Origin of the sequence: Flavobacterium galactosidilyticum (assembly GCF_020911945.1) — a bacterium.
Taxonomy (GTDB): domain Bacteria; phylum Bacteroidota; class Bacteroidia; order Flavobacteriales; family Flavobacteriaceae; genus Flavobacterium; species Flavobacterium galactosidilyticum.
In genome coordinates, this window is record NZ_CP087135.1 from 2,517,694 (window position 1) to 2,537,635 (window position 19,942).

The following is a 19,942-nucleotide window of genomic DNA, read 5'->3' on the forward strand; positions in this document are numbered from 1 at the left end:
GAATTGGAGTCGCATAATAATAGTCAAGCTTAGCTTGACGCACAATATACGATGAAGAGTTTGATCCTGGCTCAGGATGAACGCTAGCGGCAGGCTTAACACATGCAAGTCGAGGGGTATAGGTTTTCGGACCTAGAGACCGGCGCACGGGTGCGTAACGCGTATGCAATCTACCTTTTACAGCGGGATAGCCCAGAGAAATTTGGATTAATACCGCATAGTATAGCAGTTTCGCATGAAACCACTATTAAAGTCACAACGGTAAAAGATGAGCATGCGTCCCATTAGTTAGTTGGTAAGGTAACGGCTTACCAAGACTACGATGGGTAGGGGTCCTGAGAGGGAGATCCCCCACACTGGTACTGAGACACGGACCAGACTCCTACGGGAGGCAGCAGTGAGGAATATTGGACAATGGGCGCAAGCCTGATCCAGCCATGCCGCGTGCAGGATGACGGTCCTATGGATTGTAAACTGCTTTTATACGAGAAGAAACACTACTTCGTGAAGTAGCTTGACGGTATCGTAAGAATAAGGATCGGCTAACTCCGTGCCAGCAGCCGCGGTAATACGGAGGATCCAAGCGTTATCCGGAATCATTGGGTTTAAAGGGTCCGTAGGCGGTTTAGTAAGTCAGTGGTGAAAGCCCATCGCTCAACGGTGGAACGGCCATTGATACTGCTAGACTTGAATTATTAGGAAGTAACTAGAATATGTAGTGTAGCGGTGAAATGCTTAGAGATTACATGGAATACCAATTGCGAAGGCAGGTTACTACTAATGGATTGACGCTGATGGACGAAAGCGTGGGTAGCGAACAGGATTAGATACCCTGGTAGTCCACGCCGTAAACGATGGATACTAGCTGTTGGGCGCAAGTTCAGTGGCTAAGCGAAAGTGATAAGTATCCCACCTGGGGAGTACGTTCGCAAGAATGAAACTCAAAGGAATTGACGGGGGCCCGCACAAGCGGTGGAGCATGTGGTTTAATTCGATGATACGCGAGGAACCTTACCAAGGCTTAAATGTAGATTGACCGGTTTGGAAACAGACTTTTCGCAAGACAATTTACAAGGTGCTGCATGGTTGTCGTCAGCTCGTGCCGTGAGGTGTCAGGTTAAGTCCTATAACGAGCGCAACCCCTGTTGTTAGTTGCCAGCGAGTCATGTCGGGAACTCTAACAAGACTGCCAGTGCAAACTGTGAGGAAGGTGGGGATGACGTCAAATCATCACGGCCCTTACGCCTTGGGCTACACACGTGCTACAATGGCCGGTACAGAGAGCAGCCACTGGGCGACCAGGAGCGAATCTACAAAACCGGTCACAGTTCGGATCGGAGTCTGCAACTCGACTCCGTGAAGCTGGAATCGCTAGTAATCGGATATCAGCCATGATCCGGTGAATACGTTCCCGGGCCTTGTACACACCGCCCGTCAAGCCATGGAAGCTGGGGGTGCCTGAAGTCGGTGACCGCAAGGAGCTGCCTAGGGTAAAACTGGTAACTAGGGCTAAGTCGTAACAAGGTAGCCGTACCGGAAGGTGCGGCTGGAACACCTCCTTTCTAGAGCCTTAGTGTTAGTAGCAATACACGCTAGGGAAAGAAGACAAAGATTTTATAGGTATAGAATGTGGATATTTTATTACTCTTGCTGTTAGTTCAAATAATACAATTAAGTAAAAGATAAATGATTTAGGATTGTTGAATGCTGATTGTTGATTGCAGATTTTAAATCTGAGATCAAAAGTCGTTAATCATAAATCAGAAATCACCTTGTCTCGTAGCTCAGCTGGTTAGAGTACTACACTGATAATGTAGGGGTCGACAGTTCGAGTCTGTCCGAGACAACAATTACTTAAAAAAAAAGAAGAATCTAGAGTTAGCAATTCACAACTCATTTGGATGTACGGTAAAGTTACAGAAAACTGAACACTGAAACATTGCCAACTGTATTGGGGGATTAGCTCAGCTGGCTAGAGCGCCTGCCTTGCACGCAGGAGGTCAACGGTTCGACTCCGTTATTCTCCACAAGATGCTGAAGTAGATTCAGCATAAAAGTTCATTGACATATTGAGATAAGAAAATAATAAAAAGTAGAAAGCATTTTTTACTTGTTTATCATTAGGCAAGTAAAAGAAACGGCACATTTTAATTAATGTGTTGGTACAATAAGCAAAATAAGGGCGTATGGGGGATGCCTTGGCTCTCAGAGGCGATGAAAGGCGTGATAAGCTGCGAAAAGCTACGGGGACGAGCACACATCGATTGATCCGTAGATACCTGAATGGGGCAACCCACTATGTTGAAGACATAGTACACCGATAGGTGGGCAAACCCGCTGAACTGAAACATCTAAGTAGGCGGAGGAGAAGAAAACAAAAGTGATTCCGTAAGTAGTGGCGAGCGAACGCGGATTAGCCCAAACCAAAGATGTTACGGCATATTTGGGGTTGTAGGACCACGACATTTGTTGCGGATAGAATTAGAATCTACTGGAAAGTAGAGCCATAGAAGGTGATAGCCCTGTATAAGTAATAGAAGATAACGATAGTGGTATCCTGAGTAGGGCGGGGCACGTGAAACCCTGTCTGAATTTGGCGGGACCATCCGCTAAGGCTAAATACTCCTGAGAGACCGATAGTGAACCAGTACCGTGAGGGAAAGGTGAAAAGAACCGTGAATAACGGAGTGAAATAGATCCTGAAACCATACGCTTACAAGCGGTCGGAGCCCTTTTGTGGGGTGACGGCGTGCCTTTTGCATAATGAGCCTACGAGTTAACGTTGCTGGCAAGGATAAGTGGTTAAGCCACGGATCCGTAGCGAAAGCGAGTCTGAATAGGGCGCTTTAGTCAGTAGTGTTAGACGCGAAACCGTGTGATCTACCCATGGACAGGTTGAAGCTGTGGTAACACACAGTGGAGGACCGAACCCGTTGACGTTGAAAAGTCTTGGGATGATCTGTGGGTAGGGGTGAAAGGCCAATCAAACTCGGAAATAGCTCGTACTCCCCGAAATGCATTTAGGTGCAGCGTTAGTTATAAAGTTATATAGAGGTAGAGCTACTGATTGGATGCGGGGGCTTCACCGCCTACCAATTCCTGACAAACTCCGAATGCTATATAATGTTCACTAACAGTGAGGGCTTGGGTGCTAAGGTCCAAGTCCGAGAGGGAAAGAACCCAGACCATCAGCTAAGGTCCCCAAATATATACTAAGTTGAAAGAACGAGGTTTGTCTGCCCAGACAGCTAGGATGTTGGCTTGGAAGCAGCCATTCATTTAAAGAGTGCGTAACAGCTCACTAGTCGAGCGGACGAGCATGGATAATAATCGGGCATAAGTATATTACCGAAGCTATGGATTTACGATTTATTTCGTAAGTGGTAGGGGAGCATTCTAACAGGGTTGAAGGTGTGTTGTAAAGCATGCTGGACTGGTTAGAAAAGAAAATGTAGGCATAAGTAACGATAATGCGGGCGAGAAACCCGCACACCGAAAGACTAAGGTTTCCACAGCTATGCTAATCAGCTGTGGGTTAGTCGGGACCTAAGGCGAACCCGAAAGGGACAGTCGATGGACAACGGGTTAATATTCCCGTACTAGTTATTACTGTGATGGGGTGACGGAGTGATGAAAGCGCCGCGAACTGACGGAATAGTTCGTTGAAGTACCTACCTATAAGGCCCGCAGGCAAATCCACGGGCTTTGGGGAAATACGATAGTACTCGGATACTTCGGTAGAAGAGATAGTGCGCCTAAGGGCTTCCAAGAAAAACCTCTAAACTTCAGGTAATAAGTACCCGTACCGCAAACCGACACAGGTAGTCGAGGAGAGAATCCTAAGGTGCTCGAGAGATTCATGGCTAAGGAATTAGGCAAAATAGACCCGTAACTTCGGGAGAAGGGTCGCCAGCAGTAATGCTGGCCGCAGTGAAGAGGTCCAGGCGACTGTTTATCAAAAACACAGGGCTCTGCAAAATCGTAAGATGAAGTATAGGGCCTGACACCTGCCCGGTGCTGGAAGGTTAAGTGGAGATGTTATGAGCAATCAGAAGCATTGAAATGAAGCCCCAGTAAACGGCGGCCGTAACTATAACGGTCCTAAGGTAGCGAAATTCCTTGTCGGGTAAGTTCCGACCTGCACGAATGGTGTAACGATCTGGACACTGTCTCAGCCATGAGCTCGGTGAAATTGTAGTAACGGTGAAGATGCCGTTTACCCGCAGTGGGACGAAAAGACCCTGTGCACCTTTACTATAGCTTAGTATTGACCTTGGATAAATGATGTGTAGGATAGGTTGGAGACTGTGAAGTGGCGTCGCTAGGCGTTGTGGAGTCATTGTTGAAATACAACCCTTTGTTTATCTGAGGCCTAACCCCGTGATTGCGGGGGACATTGCTTGGTGGGTAGTTTGACTGGGGTGGTCGCCTCCAAAAGAGTAACGGAGGCTTCTAAAGGTTCCCTCAGTACGCTTGGTAACCGTGCGTAGAGTGCAATGGCATAAGGGAGCTTGACTGAGAGACATACAGGTCGATCAGGTACGAAAGTAGAGCATAGTGATCCGGTGGTTCCGCATGGAAGGGCCATCGCTCAAAGGATAAAAGGTACGCCGGGGATAACAGGCTGATCTCCCCCAAGAGCTCATATCGACGGGGGGGTTTGGCACCTCGATGTCGGCTCGTCACATCCTGGGGCTGGAGAAGGTCCCAAGGGTTGGGCTGTTCGCCCATTAAAGTGGCACGCGAGCTGGGTTCAGAACGTCGTGAGACAGTTCGGTCTCTATCTACTGTGGGCGCAAGAAATTTGAGTGGATCTGATTCTAGTACGAGAGGACCGAATTGGACAAACCTCTAGTGTATCTGTTGTCACGCCAGTGGCATGGCAGAGTAGCTACGTTTGGAAGGGATAAGCGCTGAAAGCATATAAGCGCGAAACCCACCACAAGATGAGATTTCTTTTAAGGGTCGTGGGAGATGACCACGTTGATAGGCTATAGATGTAAAGGCAGTAATGTCATAGTCGAGTAGTACTAATAACCCGTAAGCTTATGTACGCTTTTCCTCCGTGCTTCGGCCCGGAGGAAGAAACTTTCTAATAATTTACTTTTTCTTTATCTCAGTATGTTAAGATATTGTGTAATGTTAATTAGCTCCAGGCTAGTTACCCATTGCAAAACGACCTTAAGGTGGTTATTGCGGCGGGGCTCACCTCTTCCCATCCCGAACAGAGTAGTTAAGCCCGCCTGCGCAGATGGTACTGCAGTTATGTGGGAGAGTATGTCGTCGCCTTTCTTTAAAAACCCTTCATCAAGAGATGAGGGGTTTTTTGTTTTATAAAAGGTTCGGATTTTAGCAGCTATACGTATAATTTAAAAAAATATAAATTTTGCATTTAAATATATAAATGCATTTTTAGTCTCTTTTTTATAATTTCTTCAGTCAATTTTTATTCTCAAAATAATGACGCTCTAAAAGCATCACCAACTATTTTTGACTGTTAAAACGATTTTAGCAGCTAACCGTTTATTTTTTGAGCCATCTCATATAGCTCTTTCATTGTATTTGGTATAGCATGCAATAGTAAGTTTTTAGGAATGATGGAATTACTTTCAAAAGCGATCGAACCAACATATTTGTTCGTAAGATCAAAACTTACAACTTCCCAATCTTGATCGCTTTTAAGTAAATCATAATCAACAGTGTGCTTTCCTTCTAAACACGGAATATATTTAAAATCTTCATCAATTCCTTTTCCTAAAGCTTTTACAAACGCTTCTTTACGTGTCCATAAAGTGTAAAAAGTCTCCTTAGTATTTGCAGCATTTTCAATTGATAATATTTCACTATTATCAAAAGTATCTGGGAGGAGATCTGTATATTTAAAATCTTCGCTCATATATTCTATATCTATTCCAATTTTTTTATTCGAAATTGCTATGACTGCATAATCTTCAGAGTGTGAGATATTAAAAAATAAATATGGGTGTGACTCTAAATAAGGCTTTTTATTAAAATCTAGACTGAGATTAATGTTTTTAACATCTAATTTTGTGTAGGCAGCTAGTATAAATTTCAAAATTGATCTATATATAATAAAGCGTGATCTATCTATGTCTTTGTAAAAGCGCTCCGATTTTTTAATTTCCTTGGAACTTAGGAATAGTGATAACTCGTCTTTAATATGGTTAAAGTTTGGCAAATAAATATTAAAAATTAATAAATCATTTGCTTTAAGTGCATAGTCTTTACTGGAGATAAATTTTACCCTGTTTAGATATGACGAAGAAATAGAGAGATTAGACATTATCATCTTTTTTATTTAAAATATCCTGAAGCATTGTTGCTAAAACTTTATCATTTGGTGGGGGGTGGGGCTATAATATTAACATGATTGTACGTGACGTTATTGATATAGCCCCCTTTCAAAGCTGCTTTTTTTCATCCTAAGTGAACGGCGTCAAATTTATAATTTTGATTATCTTTTGCTCGAAGTAATTCTACTTGAAAATCTTGAGTAATTAAATGGTAACTACCCACGATTTTGTTGATCATAGCACTAGCTTCTTCAAATTTCTTGAGTGGAATTACTTCTTGTTCAATCAAGCTATCCTTTGAACTGAAATATTTTTTTTGCAGGTACAATTTTCTAGAATTCAAACGTATTTTAATTGATTTCCAGTTAGTTACTATTTCTTTTACATAATCTAATCGTCTATAGCTTCGATCAAGATATTGTATTGCTTTTTTTAGAGAATAGGAGGCATAGTAGTGCAATGAGTCTAAATGTTTGTCTAGTAATATATTAGTACTGACTATCTTGCCACTTTCTTTTAATTGTTTAGCGATTTCAAAAGCAACGATTCCTCCAAAAGAGAAGCCAGCCAAAGCATATGGATCGTTTGGATCCACTTTTATAATAGATTTAATATATTCAGACGCCATTGCTTCAATAGATTCAAACCAATTTTCGTAACTATTTGGCCCTCCTTGAAAATCATAAATTGGTTGATCTTCATCGAAATGATTAATTAAATGTGCAAAATTCAATATATTTAGGCCTTCGCCATGAACACTAAATAAAGGAGTTTTGCTTTCATTTGGTTTCATTGGAACCAAGTGCTCTGATACCATTTTGTCTTCTATGTTGAAAATTTTGGCGCATTTCTGAATAGTTGAATATTGAAATAGAGCAGATGATGGAATCCGTACTCCAGTTATTTTCTCTATTTTGATCATAACATTTACGGCCATTATAGAATGTCCGCCGATTTCAAAAAAGTTGCTAAAGGAGTCAATTTGTTCTTTTTTTAAACTTTCTTTCCAGACTTCAGCTACTAGTTTTTCTTCAGTTATCCTAGGAAGATTGCATTCTTTGGTGGCTTTTGTATTTGATTCGTATTGTAATAACTTTTGCCGATCTATAAATGCTGGTAATTTATATATATTCATAAAGTTCCCGTCAGAACTAAATGATGCTCTCAAACTTTCATGATGTAAGACTAAAATATGTAAAGATTGTTCAAATGCTTCTAAAACAAATTCGCATTCAAATTTAAGCGAATAAGATAGATTGTATGCATTATTTGCACCACTACCTCCAATTAAACAGTCAGTCCAAATCTCTAACTGTGTAGTTGTGGTATGGATAATACATTCAATCTCTGTAGAAAGAGCATCAAATTGTATTTCATTGTGATCTTTATCTATCATTTTAATTAGATTTTTTTGTTTGAAATCTATTTCTTCTTAAAAATTCATACAAATTTTTGAAAACAATAAAATCAAACTTAAATATCTTTTGTCCAAAATATCCTGTAAAATTCTTGCTAAAATCTTATCATTTGGAGGTGAAAATAATTCAAAGTGATTACCTGGAATATCATGTACATGCACACCGTTTAAACCAATTTTACCCCAACCTAAAGTAATTCTATCTTGTCTGTAATAATTTTTATTCTCAGCTCGGAATAAGTCTAATGTACATTTTCGAGGAATTAGAAGGTATTTATTACCAGCAATAATATTCATCTTGTCTAATTTGTATTGATTTTGATGATTTACCTGGTACTGTTTTTCTTTTCCATGTTTTAGTTCTAATAAAAAATTTTTAATTTTTTTTACTTGAGTATTGATTCTTTCTTTTGCTTGATTTCGATCAGTAAGCATTTTTGATAATACCCATACATCATTTTTAAATTTACTTGTTATTTTTTCAATCATTTTTCGAGTAGGATTTGCATAACAACTGTGAGTGTTAACGTCGGTGTCTAATAATCCAATCATTGTTACCTTTTTTCCTCTCATTTTAAATTGATGTGCCATCTCGTATGCAATAACTCCTCCAAAAGAATATCCAGCAAGTGCATATGGTCCGTGACTATTTACTTTCATTATGCAATCTATATAGTATGAAGCGATTTCCTCAATTGTACCAAATGGTTCGTCAATTCCATTCAGTCCCTTTGCTTGTAAACCAAATACTGGTTGATCTTCATCTAAGTTTTTTGCGAGTGCATTAAATGTTAATACGTTGAGACCTGCTCCGTGAACCATATAAAGTGGCGTTTTAGTACCATTAGGTTTTATTGGAACTAATGAATCCCAGCCTATAATTGTTGTTTTATCTTCTAACAATTGAGCTAATTTTTCTATTGTCGAAGATTGAAAGAGTGATGATAAGGGTAATCTTTTCCCTGTCTCTTTCTCTATTTCATTCATTACTTTTACTGCAACTATGGAATGGCCTCCAATTTCAAAAAAATTGCTATATATATCAACCTTTTCTATGTTCAAGCACTTTTTCCATATTTCTGCGACTAACTTTTGAGTTTCTGTTTTAGGATAAGTATAATTACCTTTTTTATTTATTTTGTATTGAGATAATGCTTTACGGTCTATCTTACCATTAGGTGTCGTTGGCATTTTTTCTATTATATTGAAGTCTTGAGGGACTAAGTGTGGTGGTAATTGTGAATTTAAAGTATCACGCCATGAAGATATTTGATTTTCAGCAGTTTCTATACTACCATTAGGGACAATGTGGGCAATCAGAAAGTTTTCATTTGCTAATACAACAACAAACTTTATACCATCGATAAGTAGTAGAGCTTCCTCTACCTCTCCCGGTTCAATTCGTTGACCTCTTATTTTAACCTGCTGGTCTATACGCCCTAAACATTCTATTTCATTTGTAGGGAGTAATTTTCCCAAATCACCAGTACGATAAAGAATATTGTTATTTGTAGTGTAAAGGGAAGTTCTAATGAATTTTTCGTTTGTTAGTTCCGCGCTCTTCCAATAGCCGCTTGCCACACCGTCTCCACCTATCGCAATTTCACCAATGTTTCCTGGTGCTACAAGCTGACCCTGGTCATTAATGATATAGAATTGTGTGTTAGCAATGGGTTTACCAATGCTTATCAGAGCATCATCAGCTTTTACTTGCTTTAAAGATGACCATATTGTGGTTTCTGTTGGTCCATAAACATTCCAAACGGTATCACATTTAAATATAAGTTCTTTGGCAAGATCTGCAGTCATTGCTTCACCGCCACATAGAGCCTTGATTGGTAATGATTTAGACCAGCCGGAATCTAAAAGCATTGACCAAGTTGTAGGCGTGGCTTGTAAAAAATTGATTTTTTCATTTTTTATTAATTCTAATAAAAGTCGTCCATCTCTAGCTGTTTCATGATCAGCGAGTATTAATGTTGCACCTTTTATTAATGGCAAATATAATTCCAAAGCAGCAATATCAAAGGATATCGTAGTTATTGAAAGTAATCTATCATTTTCATTAATACCAGGTTCCAAAGCCATACTGCAAAGAAAGTTAACCAAATTTTTATGGGTAATAGGAACGCCTTTTGGATTTCCTGTTGATCCAGATGTGTAAAGTAAATACACCACTTCTTCATGATTGACTTGGGTTTCTAACTTTGTGACTGGATATTTTTTTAATGATGCGATAGTATCTTCTATTAAAATTGTATTAGCTAATTTGGGTAAGGAAGCAGATAGATCTTTAGTAGTTAGTAAAAATTTAGCGTCAGAGTCCTCCAACATAAATTGTAGCCTAGAAATGGGATATTCAGGGTCTAAAGGAAGGTACGCCGAACCACATTGCATGATAGCTAACAATGAAATTACAAGTTCTGGGCTACGAGGCATTGATACAGCAATAATATTACCACGTCCAAAACCAAGATCTTTCAAATAATGAGCCATTTGGTTAGTCTGAATGTTCAGTTTCTCATATGAAATAGTATTGCCAAGAAATTCTAATGCTATATTTTTTGGTGATTTCTTAGCCTGCTGGGCAAATAAATCATGAAGAGGAATATGGGGATAACTTGTTGTTGTCTCATTTAGTTGTCTGTATTCAATTGTGAAATTTTTAAATGTAATTTCCTGCAAAGTTTTTGAAGGATCTTCACTAATTTTTCGAATTATATTTTCAAAAGAATTCATCATTTTAGTGATGGTTTCTGGTTTAAAAAGAGCCTGGTTAAAGGACCACTCAAAAACAAGATTTTTTTCATCACCACTTGCATTTACAAAAATTTCAAAAGCCTCATAAGCTCTCGGATTGCTTATTAATTTATACGTTAAATTAGAAAAATGTACACCATCAATCATACCCAAATCTATATTGAATGCAATTGGCACAAGAGGAATTCGAGAAGCATCTCGAGAAATATTTAATGTCTGCAAAAGACGACCAAAGGTTAATTTTGAATGATCATATGCATCAAAAAGTTCAGATTTACGTTGTTTTAAATAGGCTGAAAAACTCATTTCTGGAAGTGGTTTACTTCTCAATGGAAGTAAATTAACACAGTGCCCAATTAGGTGATTCATTCCGTTGACAGGTTGTCCCGCATAGGGCAATCCAATAACAATATCATCCTGACCAGTTAATTGACATAAAAAAACCTCAAAACTAGTCAACAATGTAGAAACTAAACTAGCACCTGAGCTCAATCCAGTTTGCTTCAAATTGGATAACAAGTTTGCGTCTAAAGCGAAATCTAAACGTTGACTTTTATAAGTTCTAATTAGTGGTCTAGGATAGTCAGTGGGAACATTTAAAACAGGTATGGAGTTTTCATACATTTTATACCAGAACCTTTCGCTTTTTTTATTTTCGTCGCTTTTTGAAAACAATTGTTCTTCATTTGCATAATCACTAAATCGCAAAGGAATAGGTAAGTCAGGTAATTCATGTGAAACAAGAGCAGAATAAATCGCACCCAAATCTTGAAGTATAATTCCGATAGACCAACCATCACATATTATATGATGAACAGTAATTACCAACTTGTGATCTTTATCGGAAATTTTTAGCAAACCAACTTTAATCAATGGACCCTGAACTAAATCAAAAAGGAAATTTATATCTTCCTTAATATATTGATCTATTGTATCTTGTTTGTGAATTTCTTCTAAATTTGAAATATCTACTTTGGTAATTTCTATTATCATTTCTTTGAAAATCGACATGTAAACACCATCGGTGCTAAAAGTAGCCCGAAGCGATTCATGTCGCTCAAGCAATTTTTGAATTGCTTGATCCATTGAATCCACGTCTAATGAACCTGTAAAATCTAATGAAATTGACTCATTGTAAGCTCTTGTAGCATCTTTTCCACCAAAATAGCATGCGGTCCAAATTTCAGATTGCGCTTTTGTTGTATAAACAACACAATCTAATTCAGGGCCTGCAAAAGGATCAAATTGGGAAGTTACATCTAACATATTTTCTTGGATGTTTAACTTTGTTTATAAATAATTTACATTTACTCAAATTATATTTTTTTCTTATTAATAGTGGTAAAAAACTAACACTTTAATTTTGTCTAAAATTGTTGAGTAAAATATTCAAATGTTCTTTATTATTTGTACCTTAATCTATAATTTATAATAAAATTTTTATTCATTAAATTATAAGAAGTAATTAAATATGTTTTCGTAATTAATTATTTAAATTCTTTCTCTTCATTCCAAGCCGATCTAGAACTCTTATTAAGGATACGATTCCAGTAAGATAAATTTTTCCTACATATGCTTTAGTACTTTTTCGTTCTGATAAGTTTCGAAAGACTTCTTCTTTAAATTGCGATAAATTGGAAGTGTTTAAGCAATCTTGTGCAATGGAAATAGTTGACGTTAAAGAATGTGCTGTGTGCCACCAACCACATGGTATAAACAATGTTTCTCCAGGACCTATAGTAAATGTAATTGGCGTCAAATTTTTAGAAAGAGGATATTTAGTAATGTCGATATTTTTTATATTCGGTATTTCTGAAACCCAAGGATTATCTTTTTTCTGATAAATATAAGGGGTTTGATTAGGAGGAATAACGGTAAATTCTTTTACTCCATGCAATTGCGTTATAAAAGCATGCAAGCATAGATAATCATAATGAACATAGGGAAATTGTCCACCTGGACTCCCAAAGAATATTTCTAAAGTATCAGCACCACCTAAAAATTTTTCAGGTATTAATTTACTATGAGTCCAATCAGGCATCGAATATTTAAAACGAGGTGATACATCAGGAATAAGTTCTGGATAGTCATAATCCATCTGAAGTTTGCATGGATAAGGAGCAGGATTTTCTTCTGTTGACGTTTCCATTAAAGCTATATAATCTTTAAGCTTAAATTTCTGTCCTTCTACATTAACTTCCCTATCACCATACGAAGATTTGAAAAACTCGAGAGAAAATTTTTCTTTAGCTTTCCAATCTTTACAAGCATCCCCTATAACTACAGGATAATTTGCAAATAAATGTTTTTTTGCAAATTCATCGTATGTCATACCGTATTTTTTTTCGACGATAAGATCTCCATCACGAACTAGTTCAACTGTTTTTGTAGCCATATTTAAGATATTAATTTCTTATAAATCGATTTTAACGTATTCACCAATAGCACTAGCATCTGGTACAAACCATGCAGGATTTCCTTCTTTATCTCTTCCTAGTTTTGCTCCCTCTACAGGTGGTTTATTACTATTAATAACCACAGATTTTTCTGAAGGTATAATGTGAGATGCACTTATAAAGAAACCAGCGGATATCATTTTCGTGAGACAAATTTTGAACGTTTCGATGATCATTGTTACATCTTCTTCTTTATAAGCTTCTGTTAAAAAGCAAGGAAAACCATCCCAAATATGAATACCGTTTTCGCGAAGTAAAGTGAATAATAATTCTCCATAACTAACGTCCTCATTAAATTTAATTCTCCATAATGAACCATAATGATTTATTATCATTGGTAAATCTCTTTTCTTGAATTCAGTATTTAACTCAAATGCCAAACGAGAAGTCATTTCATTTAGTTTTTTTTGTAAATCAGGACCTTGGATTTTGAGATGAATTAATGATGCTTTTGAAGCTGCTAATGCTAATGGATGTCTTACAAAAGTTCCAGCAAAATAAGTAACTCCTACTTCAGGAATAGAATCGTCTCCGTATTGCCAATGACCTCCGTCTAAAGCATCCATATATTTTCGTTTTCCTACGATGGCACCAATGGGCATTCCGCCACCAATTACTTTACCATAAGTTGCAATATCAGCTTGAACTTCGAAAAGGGCTTGAGCTCCACCAGGATGCATTCTGAAGCCTGTAATAACTTCATCAAAAATAAGAGGTATTTCATATTTAGTCGTGAGATCGCGCAGGTTATGTAAAAAATCTCTTGGTTGAAATTCTGGTCTTCTACTTTGTACCGGTTCAACAAGTACAGCAGCTAATTGATCTGCTCTTTCTGCAATTATTTTGAGGCTTTCTTCTGTTCCGTACTCTAAAATTAACATGTTTTGAACGTTTTCAGGCATAATTCCAGGAGCGGCAGGATATGTAACTAATTTTTTTGAGCCACGTACCAAAACTTCGTCTATTATACCGTGATACGAACCAGAGAATGCAATAATTAAAGATTTTCCAGTGACAGTTCTTGCAATTCGCATGGCTCCTAATACAGCTTCAGAACCCGTGTTACAAAGCGCAGCTCTTTCTAGTTTTGTAAATTCACAAAGCAGTTCGCAAACTTCTCCAGCTAAAGGATGTTGAGGTCCGACTTCATATCCATTTTCAATCTGTTTATGAAGAGCTTCTTTTATAAAATCAGGTTGATGTCCAAAAAAACAAGAGCCAAACCCATTAAGGGTGTCAATATATTCGTTGCCATCTATATCCCAAAGACGATTTCCGCTTGATTTTTCAATAACGATTGGATAAACTATTTCTTTAGTTAAGGGTTTAAATCCAGAAACAACTCTGGGATCAGCCATAGTACTTCTGTTTTTTTGTGCATACTTTTTACTAGAACTCGTTTTTTTAGTATAGCTCGCTATTAACTGATTGAGAAATTCTGTTTGTGAATGACTCATTTCATTAGCTTTTTTTTCAATCCTTGGAGATGCACCAAAGGGTTTTTGATGTTCTACAATTTCCTCTGGCGTTCTAAAATCTTGTGTTTTGGCACTACTTTTTATGGATGGAATATTTTGCTCATATTTTTCTTCCGATACTCCATTGGAATACACAATATTAGTGCCTTGAAGCAGTTCAATTTGCTTACCTAGAAGTTGAATTTGTTGAGCTATTAATCCTAAAGCTGTGCTGTCTTGACTTTGTAAAGAAGAATTAAAATTATTAATAATTGGGGCAGTTCCTATAATTGAGTTTTGAGAATTATCATTTTGTATGTTATTGTCGGACTCTCCCTTTGGAAGATTTTGATCAATATAATCTGCTAGCAGGATTGGTGAGCCATACTCTTCGTTAAGTTGACGAAAAGTAACAGGAAGTTTAAAATCCTTCTTTAAACTAATTGCAAGTTGTGTAAGAGTCAATGAATCTAGTCCTAAGTCAAGAAAGCTATGAGAGGAAGCATCAATTGTATACTCGATACCTGACGTTTGACTCACAATTGTTGCAATTTTATTAAGTATTGTAGTTTTTCGCATGGGTCTATTTTCATTTAAATTTTTAACTGTATTTGGAGTTGTAATTACATTGGATATTAACTGCTGTTTTTGAAAGTTAGGAGGATCAATCCAGCAAAGTTTGCGATCAAAAACGTAGCTAGGTAGTTCTATTTTCTGCCTATCTTGATCCCTATAAAAAGCATTCCAGTCAGGATCTAGTCCTCTAAGCCATAATTCCCCTAAACAATTCAGTATGGTACTATAGTTATTTTCTTCATTTTTGGGCAGCGTTATACTAACAAATGAGGGGATTATTTTACCAATTCCTTGCTGTTTAACTAATGAAGTTAATGTTTGACCGGGGCCAACTTCTATAAAAATTGGATCTTCTAATTTCAATAATGTATCTGCGGCGTTTGCAAACCTAACGGTACTTCTCAAATGACCTGACCAATATTTTGGGTTAACAGCATCCTCATCAGTCAGAAGTAAGCCAGTAACTGTCGAAACTATGGAAATATTAGGTTTATTAAGTGTTAATTTTTTGACTTCTGCTTCAAAAATATCTAAAACAGGATCCATCATAGATGAATGGAAAGCGTGACTAGTTTGCAATAACTTATTAGCAATTTCCAAGACATCTAATGATTTTGCAAATTCTTTAATTAAATTATCTTCTCCAGCAACGACACACAGTAAGTTTGAATTAATTGCTGCAATTGATAATTTTTCTGGAAGAATATCTTTTAGCTTATCTTCTGTAAGTCTTACTGATAACATACTACCTCGCGGCAGTTCACTTACAAGACGACCCCTTATCGCAATTAAGTGCAATGCATCTCGTAAATTTATAACTCCTGCTATATGCGCTGCGACAAACTCACCAATACTGTGGCCAGACAAGGCAGTTGGTTTTATTCCCCAACTTAACCAAAGTTGAGATAAGGCATATTCAGTTACAAACAAAGCGGGCTGTGTGAACTTAGTATCTTTTAATTTGGCCTCAGATTCTGGTGTAACTATTTCTGGATACAATATTTCACGAATATCTAGTTTTAAATCCTCTAATAAAAATTCAGCACATTCGTCTACTGCTTTTTTGTAAACAGATTCATTGTTATAAAGGTCAAAGCCCATTTGTGAAAATTGAGATCCTTGCCCAGGAAAAAGAAAAACTAACTCGTGTGGCGCTATTTTTAGTACCGAACTTCTAGTAGATCTATTTGCTTCTGATAATAACTCTCGACTTGCATCTAAGTTGTTACTTGAAAGAAGAAAGCTTCGATGTATAAACGAATCACGCGTCTTATTTAATGAAAATGCAACGTCAGCTAATGACAAATTAGGTTTTTCTTTAAGGAAGTTCCCCATTTTTTTTTGGTAACCTCTTAAGCTATTTTCAGATTTTGCAGACCACATTAATAATTGTAAAGGTTTACTTGGACCAGATATTTTTTGTTGCTCAGGGTAGTCCTCTAAAACAATATGCACATTAGTTCCTCCAACTCCAAACGAGCTAACTCCAGCTCTTAAAGGACCTTTAGCTTCCCACTCCCGTAGTTTTGAATTCACAAAAAACGGACTATTATCAAAATCTATAACAGGATTTGGTGTTTCATACCCTATTGAAGGTGGAATTAATTTGTTATTCAAAGCCAAGACTGTTTTTATCAATCCAGCTACACCAGCAGCAGCAGTTAGATGCCCCATATTGCTTTTTATCGAACCAATTGCGCAATAACCATTTTTTGATTGTTTACCAAAAGCCATTGTAAGCCCTTCGATTTCTATGGGATCTCCCAATGGTGTTGCGGTTCCATGAGTCTCAATATAACTTATTGAATCTGGCGTAATTTGAGCGTCCTGAATTGCTTTCTTAATAGCAATAGCTTGTCCTTCAGCACTTGGAGCAGTAAAGCTACCTTTATTTCCACCATCATTTGTAACGCCAATTCCTTTTATTATTCCAAAAATCTTGTCACCATCCTTTTGAGCATCCTCTAAACTTTTTAATAATACTACGCCTGCGCCATCGCTAAACACAGTTCCTTTTGCCGCAGTGTCAAAAGAGCGACAATGTCCGTCAGAGCTTAACATGGAGCCTTCTTGATAAAGGTGACCACTAAAAACAGGAGCAGTTACACTGGAACCTCCAGCAATTGCAATATCACACTGACCACTCCTGATAGATTCAACTGCTTCTGCAATAGCTAGTAGCGAGGTAGAACATGCGGAATGTACACTCACCGCAGGACCTTTTAAATTTAAATGATACGCTGTTCTAGATGCTATGTAATCTTTCTCGTTTACTGTTTCTGTTAGAAGATATCCTATACTTTCTACTATTTCTGTATTAGGTAGAATATTCTTTTTATAATAGGTATTAGTTCCTATACCAGCATAAACACCAGCACTACCATTAAAATGTTTTGGCAAATAACCAGTTTGCTCAAGTACTTCCCATGCAATTTCTAAAAACAGTCTCTGCTGTGGGTCCATAACTTCTGCTAGTTTGTTATTAATTCCAAAAAAAGCAGGATCAAAGGTATTTGCTTCAACGATAATTCCACGCGCTGCAACATAAAGCGGGTCTTTTCTTACAGACTCTGAAATGTTTAAATCAAGTTCTTCTGGCTTGAAAAAAGAAATAGTTTCTCTACCTTCTTTTAAGACTTCCCATAATTCATTTATTGATTGTGCTCCTGGAAACCTTCCAGCCATCCCAATAATGGCAACATCTGTTGACGTATTATTTTGTTTTACTTTCGAAAAATCCTCAAACTTTGACAATTGATCTGCAGATTCCCCAAATTTACATAGACTTGAAATTGTAGGATACTGATACATATTAGTAACGGATATATCTAGATTGCTACTTTTCCTAATTGTGTAAACCACTTTTTGAGCTAACAATGATGTTCCACCCATTTCGAAAAAGTTATCATCAATACCTATTATTGGTATTTGCAGTAATTTACTCCATATTTCAGTAATTTCTTTCTCAATTTTTGTTGTGGGTCTTCTCAAAAGAGGTGCTGAGGTAGGTCTGCTATATTGTGGACTAGGTAAAGCTTTTTTGTTTATCTTTCCACTAGAAGTACGCGGAAAGTTTTCAATTAATATAAAATATGAAGGAATCATGTACTCAGGAAGCACGTTTACTAGTTCTCCACGAATACGTGCAACATCAATATGTTCTTCAGTAGGTTTTATATACGCAACTAACTGTGTTTGTCCTAACTGATTGGACGCAAGGACAACCGCTTGATGTATACCACTTAACGAGTTAATGGCTAATTCTACTTCAGCTAGTTCTATTCTATGTCCACTAATTTTTACCTGATCATCTTGACGACCAAGAAATTCTATATTTCCATCTGGTAAATATTTAGCTATATCTCCTGATCGATATACACGAATCTCTGCGCCTTCCGGTGATTTCCAATCGAGAAATTTTTCATCAGTTAACTGTTTGTTATTTAGATAGCCTTCCGCTAGACACTTTCCAGCAATGTAAAGTTCTCCAATCTCACCATCAACCAAAACTTCTTTTTTCTGGTTGAGGATAAGTATTGAGGTGTTGCTAATAGGCTTACCAATTGTAGGCAGCGATGGCCAATTAGTGGGATTACCTTGTAATTTTAATTCAGTTACTACGTGACACTCAGTAGGACCATATTGATTATAGAGGGCACAGTGACTTAGCGTTGTGAAAAAAGCTCTTATCACAGGGGTAATTTTAAGTTGCTCACCTGCAGTCATCACTTCATTAAGAGAGTAGGGGAATTCTCCTATGCTTAGAGCAGCTTCTGCTAATGCTTGTAATGCTACAAAAGGCAAAAAAAGTCTATTAATTTTTTGCTCATTTATAAACTTTAAGAGTGCAGCCATGTCAAGTCTTATAGGGTCATCAATCAGTACAAGAGTTCCTCCAGTGGTTAACGTAGCCATGATTTCTTGAAAAGAGACATCAAAAGTTAAAGGAGCAAATTGTAAAGTACGAGCTCCTTTTGTACTTATTGAGTTTTTATTTTGCCAATTAATAAGATTTATAATAGCTTCTTGTCCCATGCAAACGCCTTTAGGATCTCCCGTGGAACCGGAAGTATATAATATATACGCAGCATTCTCAGACATTGAATCTTGTTTATATTCTGTCGAGCTATGTTTAATACCATATTCTAATAATCTAAGTCCAGATGACACTACAATATCTTCATCAACTTTGCTTGCCAAGCAAAAGTTAAGGTTTGAATTTTGGATGATATTTTGTATACGAATTTTCGGATAATTAAAATCGATTGGTAAATATGCTTTTCCAGATTTTAAAACTGCCAAAATAAAAATTATTTGCTCGATACATCTAGTTGTAGGTACTCCAATTATTTTTTCATTATTAGCAAATTCTATGATATTACCGTACACTTTCATTACCTCATCATCTAACTGATTATAGGTAAGTCTGTTGTTGTTAAAAATTAAACAACAATCCTCTGAATAAAGTTTTGCGGCTTTTTCAAAAAGTGAATAGATATTGTTAGCTGCTTCCATCCTATAAGATGTTAATATTATTATTAAAACGCAAAAAAGAAATTATAATCGAAATTCACTTCTATGATCAGATAAGTGTGGCTGATTTTTTAACCTTTTTTAAATCAATGGGTTAATGTTAGAATTATAATGAAATAAATAGTTTGTATTTTAAATTAGATCATATCATATAATCAAAATAAAGAAAAAAAAAGTAGTTATAATTACATCTTCTGTATAAAGCTATTATTCTCGATGAATTACATTTTTTATATTACTAAAGTTAAATCTTAGAAAAAAAATAGTATTATATCATAATATATTTTTTACTACATGGTTATTTTTTGATATCATGTTTATCTTTTTGCATATCGATATTTATTCAAACAAATAGATTTGCAAATTAAATGGTCATTTTAGGAGTAAGATTTAATGTTGTTCATTGTCTTTTTTATTAAGTAATTTTTT

At 36.8% G+C, this 19,942-nt stretch carries 5 protein-coding genes, 2 tRNA genes and 3 rRNA genes; 5 read left to right on the forward strand and 5 right to left on the reverse strand.

The window, feature by feature from the left end; all coding sequences use genetic code 11:
• Window positions 1–48 precede the first annotated feature (48 nt).
• From LNP27_RS10905 to rrf, 5 genes are all read left to right on the forward strand, one after another.
• Window positions 49–1,562, forward strand: a 16S ribosomal RNA gene (locus tag LNP27_RS10905).
• 211 nt (window positions 1,563–1,773) lie between these two features.
• A tRNA-Ile gene (locus LNP27_RS10910) sits at window positions 1,774–1,847 on the forward strand.
• Between the two features lie 106 nt (window positions 1,848–1,953).
• Window positions 1,954–2,027, forward strand: a tRNA-Ala gene (locus tag LNP27_RS10915).
• A 138-nt stretch (window positions 2,028–2,165) separates the two neighbouring features.
• Window positions 2,166–5,054 (forward strand): 23S ribosomal RNA (locus LNP27_RS10920).
• Window positions 5,055–5,182: 128 nt separating this feature from the next.
• Window positions 5,183–5,292: ribosomal RNA gene (rrf, locus tag LNP27_RS10925) — 5S ribosomal RNA — on the forward strand.
• The 16S, 23S and 5S rRNA genes sit together here with 2 tRNA genes alongside, the layout of an rRNA operon.
• A gap of 223 nt (window positions 5,293–5,515) precedes the next feature.
• Here rrf and LNP27_RS10930 read toward each other — a convergent pair.
• The 5 genes from LNP27_RS10930 to LNP27_RS10950 form a co-directional block, all read right to left on the reverse strand.
• Window positions 5,516–6,310 carry a 4'-phosphopantetheinyl transferase family protein gene (locus LNP27_RS10930; RefSeq protein ID WP_428979004.1) on the reverse strand — a complete coding sequence of 265 codons (795 nt, stop codon included), beginning with the start codon at window positions 6,308–6,310 and terminating at the stop codon, window positions 5,516–5,518.
• A gap of 128 nt (window positions 6,311–6,438) precedes the next feature.
• A complete protein-coding gene (locus LNP27_RS10935) occupies window positions 6,439–7,710 on the reverse strand; it encodes a thioesterase domain-containing protein (RefSeq protein ID WP_229941637.1) in 1,272 nt (423 codons plus the stop codon).
• Window positions 7,711–7,746: 36 nt separating this feature from the next.
• Window positions 7,747–11,757 carry a non-ribosomal peptide synthetase gene (locus LNP27_RS10940; RefSeq protein WP_229941638.1) on the reverse strand — a complete coding sequence of 1,337 codons (4,011 nt, stop codon included), beginning with the start codon at window positions 11,755–11,757 and terminating at the stop codon, window positions 7,747–7,749.
• A 217-nt stretch (window positions 11,758–11,974) separates the two neighbouring features.
• Window positions 11,975–12,886, reverse strand: coding sequence for a cupin-like domain-containing protein (locus LNP27_RS10945; RefSeq protein ID WP_229941639.1), 912 nt, complete (start codon window positions 12,884–12,886; stop codon window positions 11,975–11,977).
• A gap of 18 nt (window positions 12,887–12,904) precedes the next feature.
• The gene (locus LNP27_RS10950; RefSeq protein WP_229941640.1) at window positions 12,905–19,495 is read right to left on the reverse strand and encodes a polyketide synthase; all 6,591 of its coding nucleotides are present in this window, start codon (window positions 19,493–19,495) and stop codon (window positions 12,905–12,907) included.
• Window positions 19,496–19,942: the final 447 nt, after the last annotated feature.

Bases quoted from the DNA above. Each gene is read 5' to 3' on its own strand.
- LNP27_RS10940 (WP_229941638.1), bottom strand. From the start codon at position 11,757: ATGTTAGATGTAACTTCCCAATTTGATCCTTTTGCAGGCCCTGAATTA.
- LNP27_RS10950 (WP_229941640.1), bottom strand. From the start codon at position 19,495: ATGGAAGCAGCTAACAATATCTATTCACTTTTTGAAAAAGCCGCAAAA.
- LNP27_RS10930 (WP_428979004.1), bottom strand. From the start codon at position 6,310: ATGATAATGTCTAATCTCTCTATTTCTTCGTCATATCTAAACAGGGTA.
- LNP27_RS10945 (WP_229941639.1), bottom strand. From the start codon at position 12,886: ATGGCTACAAAAACAGTTGAACTAGTTCGTGATGGAGATCTTATCGTC.
- LNP27_RS10935 (WP_229941637.1), bottom strand. From the start codon at position 7,710: ATGATAGATAAAGATCACAATGAAATACAATTTGATGCTCTTTCTACA.